Below are 7916 nucleotides of genomic sequence, written 5' to 3'. Positions count from 1 at the left end.
AGGGGCCCAGCTCGATCCACTCATAGCCCGACTCGGCGACCTCGTCGAGGAAACGGGTGTAGGGCGTCTGCTGCGGATCGTCGGGAAACCACACCCCCCACGAATCCGGCGCGGAGCCGACACGAATTGAAGTCACGGTGCTCCCTGGCCTAGCGGTCGGACGGATTGATCAGTGGCCGCTGGACTTTCTTCCAGTCTGCGTACCGCTGATGGGCCTGCTGGGTGGACGCCAGTGTCGAGACCTGGCTGACCGGCACGTCCCACCAGGAATGGCTGTCCGGTGCAAAGACCATCGGGTCGGTCTCGACGTGGATGACCGTGGTGCGGTCACTGGCCTTGGCGACCTTGACGGCATCGGTGAACTCGGCGGCGGTCGTGACACGGATGACGTCGGCGCCCAGGCTGGCCGCGTTCGCGGCCAGATCGACAGGCAGTTTGCCGCCGTTGAGCCGGCCGTCCTCGCCGCGGTACCGGTAGCTGGTGCCGAAGCGTTGCGAGCCAACGGAATCCGACAGGCCGCCGATGGAGGCGAAGCCGTGGTTCTGCACCAGCACCGGGATGACCTTCACACCCTCCTGCACGGCGGTGACGAGTTCGGTGGCCATCATCAGGTAGGAGCCGTCGCCGACCATGATGAACACGTCGCGGTCGGGGGCTGCCATCCGCACTCCGATACCGCCGGCGATCTCATAGCCCATGCAGGAGAACCCGTACTCGACGTGGTAACCCTTGCGGTCGCGCATCCGCCACAATTTGTGCAGATCACCGGGCATCGACCCGGCGGCGCACACTACGACGTCGCGGGCGTCGGACAACGTGTTCACCAAGCCGATCACCTGGTTCTGGTTCAGCACGGCACCGTCCTCGGTGCGGTACGCCTCGGTGACGGTGTCGTTCCACTCGGACATCAGTTCGCGGACGCGCGAGGTGTATTCGTCGCTGACCGAGTAGTCGTCGAGCAGTCCGGTCAGCGCTTCGAGCGCTTCCCGGGCGTCGGAGACCACGCTGATCCCGCCCTGCTTGACCGAGTCCAGGGATGCCACGTTGATGTTGACGAACCGGACGTCGGGGTTGTTGAACGCGGTGCGCGACGCCGAGGTGAAATCGCTGTAGCGGGTGCCGATCCCGATGATGACGTCGGCCTCGGCGGCCAGCGCGTTGGCCGCCGTGGTCCCGGTGGACCCGACGGCGCCGACCGAGCGCGGATCGTCATGCAGCAGCGAGCCTTTCCCGGCCTGGCTCTCGCAGACCGGGATCCCGGTCTGGGCCACGAACTGAGCCAGCGCGTCGTTCGCGCCGGAATAGATGACACCGCCACCGGCGACGATCAGCGGTTTGGTCGCCGAGCGGATGACCTCGGCGGCCTTGGCGATGACGGCCCGCTCGGGCATCGGCCGGGCGATGTGCCAGGTGCGCTCGGCGAACAACGAGACCGGCCAGTCGAAGGCCTCGGCCTGCACGTCCTGCGGCAGGGCGATCGTCGCTGCGCCCGTCTCGACGGGATCGGTCAACACCCGCATCGCCCCCAGCAGCGCCGCGGGCAGCTGCTCGGGACGCCACACCCGGTCGAAATAGCGCGACAACGGTTTGAACGCGTCGTTGACGGTGACATCCCCGGACGAGGGCAGCTCCAGCTCCTGCAGCACCGGTGAGCTCACCCGGGTGGCGAAAGTGTCTGCGGGCAGCAGCAATACCGGCAGTCGGTTGATGGTGGCCAGCGCGGCGCCGGTCAGCATGTTCGTCGAGCCCGGTCCGACGCTGGCGGTCACCGCCCACGCCTGGGTGCGGTCGCGCTGCCGGGCGTACGCGACGGCGGTGTGCACCATGGCCTGTTCATTGCGGCCCAGCACATACCGCAGGCCCGGTTGTTCGCCGGCCTCGTGGGCCTCCACCTCGTCCTGCAGCAGTGCCTGGCCGATGCCCGCGACGTTGCCGTGGCCGAAGATGCCCAAGCACCCGGCGAAGAACTTGTGCCGCTCACCGTCGTGTTCGACGTACTGGTTGGCCAGAAAGCGCACGGTCGCCTGGGCGACGGTGAGTCGTACGGTCGGTTCGTTGTCGACGAACTTCTCGGTCGACTTCGGCGCGGTGGAAACCACGGGTCACGCTCCTTCGGTGGCGGAGTACATCACGATTGCGCGGTGAACGGCAGACGCGGGTCGATCTGCTGGTGCTCCCAGCTGCCGCGCAGCCAGGTGTGATTGGGATCGTCACAGATCAGCCAGGCGCGGGTCGGTCCCGAACCGGCCATCACGTTCAGGTAGTACATGTGGTGGCCCGGAGCCGCGATGGACGGGCCGTGGTAGCCGTGGGGGACCAGCACCACATCGCCGGTGCGGACCTCTTCGAGCACCTCGATCGGGCGCTCGGGGGTGCCATAGACCCGGTGATAGCCGAATCCCGGTGTGCCCGCCGGGCTGTCGTCGATCTCGAAGTAGTAGATCTCCTCGAGCTGGGTCTCGACGTCAGTGTTCTCGTCGTGCTTGTGCGCGGGATAGCTCGACCAGTTGCCACCGGGGGTGATCACCTCGCAGGCAATCAGCGAGTCCGCCTCGAATGCGGTGGCGGTGCCGAAGTTGTGCACCTGGCGGCTGCAATTGCCCGCCCCGCGCAGTTCGACGGCCACGTCGGCCGCGGCGACGCGGCGGTTCGGGAAGGACGTCTTCGCGCGGGCACCGCAGATCGCGATGCGGCCCCGGCCCGACAGGAAGTAGTCCTGGCCGATGCCGAGGTACACCATGTCCGCGGGCCCGTCGAACACCGAAGCGCGGGGCGACAACTCGAACGTCTCGCCGCCGCATTCGACGCGCCCGGCGCCGGCCAACGGCAGGATCATCACCTCGTTGTCGCCGGTGTTCAACGACACCGAACCGTCGTCTCCGAGATCGACTACGTGCAAGGAGGATTCGGCCCAGCCGGCGTCCTCCGGGGTAATCGCGACGGTAAACGGAGCCGAAGCGCTGTCGGCCGGAATGTACAGCTTCGACCTCATCGGACCATCGCCACCGCGGTCGCGACGGCCGAGCTGACATCGTCGTCGGGCGGGTAGAGCAGGGTGCGGCCGACGATCAGGCCGCGCACCGACGGAAGTGACAACGCCTTCTCCCAACTGGCGAACGCCTCTTCGGGATCGGTGGGATCCCCACCGAGCAGCAGGGTGGGCAGGGTCGTGGACTCCATGACGCGCTCCATCTCGTCCACTACGGGCAGCTTCATCCAGGTGTACGCCGAGGTGGAGCCGAGGCCCTGGCCGATGTGCACCGATTTGATCACCGCGTCGGGGGTCAGGTCGTTGCGGACCTTGCCGTCGACGCGCGAGGACATGAACGGCTCCAGCATCGCGATCAGGCCGTGGGCGGCGAGCTCGTCCACGGCCTGTGCGCAGGCCGCAAGCGTGGACACCGTGCCTGGATCGTCGAGATCGATGCGGCACAACATCTTTCCGCCATTCATCCGCGCCGCGGCGGTCGATGCGGCGGTGGCGCCCGTCATCCGGTCGTCGAGCTCGAACGACGAGCCGGCCAAACCGCCGCGGTTGAACGACGAGAACACCACCTTGTCCTCGAGCGCGCCCAGCAGCACCAGGTCATCGAGGATGTCCGCGGTGGCCAGCACTCCGTCCACGCCGGGATCAGCGAGCGCGGCCTGCAACCGGTCCAGCAGATCGGTGCGGCTGTTCATCGCGGTCGGCCGCCCGCCGACGGCGAGAGCGCCGCGCGCGGGGTGATCGGCGGCGACGATCATCAGGCGTCCGTTGCCGCGCAAGGTCGGCCGGGTGGTGCGCTGCGCCCAGGCGCGTGCGACAGCGCCCGGGTCGGTGGCACGCAGCTCGGTGATCGAGGCGTAGGTGGGGCGCACGGCGGTATCAGACATTGACGGCCTCCACAGCGGTCTGCTCGGCCAGTTCGGCGACCTCGGCGGCGGTCGGCATCGCGGTCGAGCACTCCAGCCGACCGGCGACGATCGCGCCGGCGGCGTTGGCGTAGCGCAGGGTCTTCTCCAGTGACCAGTTGTGGAGCAGTCCGTGGCACAGGCTGCCGCCGAACGCGTCACCGGCTCCCAGGCCGTTGACGACGTCGACTTGGTTGGGGGGCACGGTGACCGATGTGTGCCGGGTCTTGCCGAGCACCCCGCGCGGGCCCTGCTTGACGATGGCGAGTTCCACCCCGAGGTCGAGCAGCGCGTCGGCGGCTCGGTGCGGGTTGGACTCGCCGACGGCGATCTCGCACTCCTCGCGGTTGCCGACGGCGACCGTCACGTGTGCCAGCGCCTTCTGCACCTGCTCGGTGGCGGCTGCGGGCGTCTCCCAGAACATCGGGCGGTAATCCAGGTCCAGGACCGTGAGCGGCCGACGCTCGCGGGCCTCCCATGCAGCGAAATGCGCACTGCGACTGGGTTCCTCAGACAGACCTGTCACCGTCGACCAGTAGAGTCGCGCCGAGCGGACCGCGTCCGCATCGATCTCGTCGGCACGGATCTGCAGATCGGGGGCGCTGGGCTTGCGGTAGAAGTACAGCGGGAAATCGTCGGGCGGGAAGATCTCGCAGAACGTCACCGGCGTCGGGAACTCACTGTGGGTGATGACGTATGAGTTGTCCACTCCGAGGCGAGCCAGTTCGGCGCGCACGTAGCGGCCGAACGGGTCGTCGCCGACGCCGGAGATCAGCGCCGACCGGTTCCCGAGTCGCGCCGCGGCGACCGCGACGTTGGCGGCGCTGCCGCCGAGGAACTTCCCGAACGTCTGAACCTCTTCGAGGCCGACACCGGTCTGGAGCGGGTAGACGTCGACGCCGCTGCGCCCGATGGCGAGCACGTCGTATGGCTGATTGGTCATCACAAGTCACTCCGACGGGATAGGTGTGGGTGGCTGCCTGAAACTGTGCCCCTGGTCACGGCACCATGTCAAGACTTTGTCCTGACATTCTATCTTTATCTCAATCGATGTTAGTATTCAGCTACTCTTGACCCGCCCTATACGAGATCGGAGCGGACTTGCCCCTGACTGTGGAGCTCGACAGGTCAAGCCCGGTTCCGCTGTACTACCAGCTGGCCCAGGCGATCGAGGCTGCGATCAGAAATGGCGAACTCGCGCCCGGGGACCGGTTCGAAAACGAACTCGCGTTGGCGAAGCGTCTGACGCTGTCCCGCCCGACCACCCGCCGGGCGATCCAAGAGCTCGTCGACAAGGGGCTGCTGGTCCGCAAGCGCGGAGTCGGCACCCAGGTGGTGCAGAACCCGGTGCACCGCCGGGTGGAACTGACCAGTCTGTTCGACGACCTTGCCCGCGCCGGCCAGGAGCCGACCACGCGATTGCTCAAGTACGAGGTCGGCCCGCCCGACGAGGAGACCGCCCGCGAGCTGAATCTGGCCGAAGGCCGGGAGGTCGCGTCGATCCACCGGTTGCGGTGCGCGAACGGCGAGCCGCTGGCCCTGATGGTGAACCATCTGCCCGCCGACATCGCGCCCGACGCCGACGAGTTGGAGAGCAACGGTCTGTACCAGTCGCTGCGGACCCGCGGTGTGCACATCCGGCTGGCCCGCCAGCGGATCGGCGCCCGCAGCGCGACCCGCGCGGAGGCTCACCTGCTCGATGAGAAGCCCAACGCGCCGCTACTGACCATGACGCGTACCGCCTTCGACGACTCCGGTGCCGCCGTGGAGTTCGGCAACCACTGCTACCGCGCGTCGCGTTACTACTTCGACACCACGCTCGTCGACCGCTGACCCATCCCGGCGGACCCCTTCTGCGCCGAAATCGCATTCCACGCGGCGAAAACGCGGAAAGTTCCGCGTGGAATGCGATTTCGGCGGGGGAGGTCAGGTGAAGGCGGCGCGGAAGGCTTCCAGTGCGGCCTCGCTGCCCGCGACTCCGGCGCCCGACGCCCAGGCCTCCATGCCGACGGTGCCGGTGTAGCCGAGCGTCCGCAGCGCCGCCGCGACAGCGGCGTAGTTGATCTCGCCGGTGCCGGGCTCGCAGCGGCCGGGCACATCGGCGATCTGGATCTCGCCGATCGCGCCACCGCAGCGACGGAGCAGCTCGATCAGATTCCCCTCGCCGATCTGCGCGTGATACAGATCGAGCATCATCTTCACGTTCGGGTGGTTCACGCCTTCGACCAGCGCGAGCGTGTCCTTGGCGCGGGCCAGCGGCACACCGGGGTGGTCGACGATCGTGTTCAGGTTCTCGACGCAGAACGTGACGCCGGCCGCGGCGCCGAGTTCGCCCAACCGCTCCAGGGTGCGGGCCGCCGTCAGCCACATCTGCCCGGTGCTGCGCTGCCGGGGACGCGCCGCCTGCCCGTCGACGAGCTCGGCGGTGTGCAGGTTCAGCCGCGAGACCCCCAGCGTTTCAGCGGCTTTGATACTCAACTCCGCTGTCCGCACCACCTCGTGACAGCTGTCCGGATCGATCAGGTCGCCGTGCAGGTAACCCGTCATCGATGTGAACACCGCGCCGGTCGCCGCCAGCGCGGCCAGATCCTTGTCGTGCCAACTCCAGATCTCGACCGCGAAGCCGAGCTCGTGGATGCGTTTGACCCGATCCAGGATCGGCAGATCGCGGAACACCATCTCGGCGCACACCGCCAACTGAAAGCTCACTGCAGCAGTTCCTTTCGATGTCGCCGCCGCGGCGGCCGATGTCCGATGGCGCGGTCGGCGACCGAGCGAGGCGCGAGCACCGCATGCGAGCCATTGGCTACGCGCGTGGACTAGAACGTTCTAGGCCACGCTAGGCGGTGGGTCCGGATTTCGTCAACGGGGAAGCTGGAACGTTCTAGGCTGAGCGCATGCAACGGAGACCGACGCTCGCCGACGTGGCCGAGCGGGCCGGGGTGTCACGGGCGCTGGTGTCGATCGTGATGCGCGACGCCGCCGGCGCCAGCGAACTCACGCGCAAGCGGGTGAAGCGCGCGGCCGACGAGATCGGCTACCGCCCGGATCCGCAGGCCCGGCGTCTGCGTCAGCACCGGACCCGGCTTGTCGGCGTGAGCTTCTCGGCTCATCAGGAGTTCCATGCCGATCTCGTCGACGGCGTGTATGTCGCCGCCGAAGCCCTCGGCTACGACGTCGTGCTCAGTGCTGTGACGCCGCATCGCGACGAACGGCGAGCGCTGCGCACCCTTGTCGACGACCGTTGTGAGGGCCTGCTGCTCGTCGGGCCACAGTTGCCGACCCGCGCGCTCGATGAGTTGGCGGCGCAACTGCCGGTGGTGGTGATGGCGCGACGGGTGCGAAGCGTCGACGCGGTGCGCAGCGATGATGTGGCAGGTGCGGAGGCCGGGACGGCGCACCTGCTTGGGCTGGGACATCGCCGAATCCTCTATCTGGACGGCGGGACCGCGCCCGGCGCCGCCGAACGGCGGCGCGGCTACCGGCGCGCAGCCAGGGCTGCCGGAGTGTCCGAGCTCATCGCCACCGGCGGGCTCACCGAACAAGACGGCGCGGCTGCGGCGTGGGCGATGCTGGCGTCGGGAAAGCTGCCCGAGGCGGTCTTCGCGTTCAACGACCGGTGCGCAGTCGGTGTGATGGATGTGCTGATCCGATCGGGTGTCGCTGTGCCGCAGGACATTTCCATTCTCGGCTTCGACGACAGCCCCCTCGCCCGGCTGGCGCACATCCAGCTCACCACGATCCGCCAAGACAGCGGAGGTCTGGCGACGGCGGCGATGCAGCGCTTGGTGGCCCGGCTCGACGGTCAGGTCGATGACGGCGCGGTGGCCGACCTCGTGCGGGAGCCGACGCTGGTGGTGCGAGCATCGACCGCTGCGCCAACCTCCTGACCTGCATTGATTGGGACGGCTAAATGACATGCAGTCCTAATGTCAGGACAAAGTCTTGACTTTCCGGAGTGAGCCGTATTACATCACCTGTGAGGCGTGTCGCCCGGCACAGGCCTGTACTGGTCCGGCGGGCGT

At 67.9% G+C, this 7916-nt stretch carries 7 protein-coding genes and 1 pseudogene; 2 read left to right on the top strand and 6 right to left on the bottom strand.

Annotation, left to right across the window (positions count from 1 at the left end; translation table 11 throughout):
- From ACTWP6_RS23335 to iolC, 5 genes and pseudogenes are all read right to left on the bottom strand, one after another.
- Positions 1-136, bottom strand: a pseudogene (locus ACTWP6_RS23335) (2-keto-myo-inositol dehydratase); the annotation flags it as partial.
- Between the two features lie 13 nt (positions 137-149).
- Complete coding sequence (gene iolD, locus ACTWP6_RS23330; protein WP_443188911.1) at positions 150-2099, bottom strand: 3D-(3,5/4)-trihydroxycyclohexane-1,2-dione acylhydrolase (decyclizing); 1950 nt, start codon at positions 2097-2099, stop codon at positions 150-152.
- 29 nt (positions 2100-2128) lie between these two features.
- Entirely contained in the window at positions 2129-2992 is an 864-nt protein-coding gene (gene iolB / locus ACTWP6_RS23325; protein WP_443188910.1) for a 5-deoxy-glucuronate isomerase, read from the bottom strand.
- A complete protein-coding gene (locus ACTWP6_RS23320) occupies positions 2989-3873 on the bottom strand; it encodes a Cgl0159 family (beta/alpha)8-fold protein (protein ID WP_443188909.1) in 885 nt (294 codons plus the stop codon). Before ACTWP6_RS23320 ends, iolB begins: the two co-directional genes overlap by 4 nt.
- On the bottom strand, positions 3866-4834 hold the full coding sequence (iolC, locus tag ACTWP6_RS23315; protein WP_443188908.1) for a 5-dehydro-2-deoxygluconokinase: 969 nt from the start codon (positions 4832-4834) through the stop codon (positions 3866-3868). The genes ACTWP6_RS23320 and iolC overlap by 8 nt, the downstream gene beginning before the upstream one ends.
- Before the next feature lie 158 nt (positions 4835-4992).
- Here iolC and ACTWP6_RS23310 point away from each other — a divergent pair, with 158 nt between their 5' ends.
- Positions 4993-5724, top strand: a complete 732-nt coding sequence (locus ACTWP6_RS23310; protein WP_443188907.1) for a GntR family transcriptional regulator — start codon at positions 4993-4995, stop codon at positions 5722-5724.
- A gap of 93 nt (positions 5725-5817) precedes the next feature.
- Here ACTWP6_RS23310 and ACTWP6_RS23305 read toward each other — a convergent pair whose 3' ends face one another.
- Positions 5818-6600: a TIM barrel protein gene (locus ACTWP6_RS23305; RefSeq protein ID WP_443188906.1), complete on the bottom strand. Its 783-nt coding sequence runs from the start codon at positions 6598-6600 to the stop codon at positions 5818-5820.
- 188 nt (positions 6601-6788) lie between these two features.
- Here ACTWP6_RS23305 and ACTWP6_RS23300 point away from each other — a divergent pair, with 188 nt between their 5' ends.
- Positions 6789-7781 (top strand): LacI family DNA-binding transcriptional regulator, encoded by a 993-nt coding sequence (locus ACTWP6_RS23300; protein ID WP_443188905.1) that lies wholly within the window; start codon positions 6789-6791, stop codon positions 7779-7781.
- Positions 7782-7916: the final 135 nt, after the last annotated feature.

The organism is Mycobacterium sp. 4D054 (genome assembly GCF_052245755.1).
In the GTDB taxonomy this organism is placed as follows: Bacteria; Actinomycetota; Actinomycetes; order Mycobacteriales; family Mycobacteriaceae; genus Mycobacterium.
Note: the sequence above shows the minus strand (reverse complement) of the source record. Positions and strands in the feature narration are given on the sequence as shown.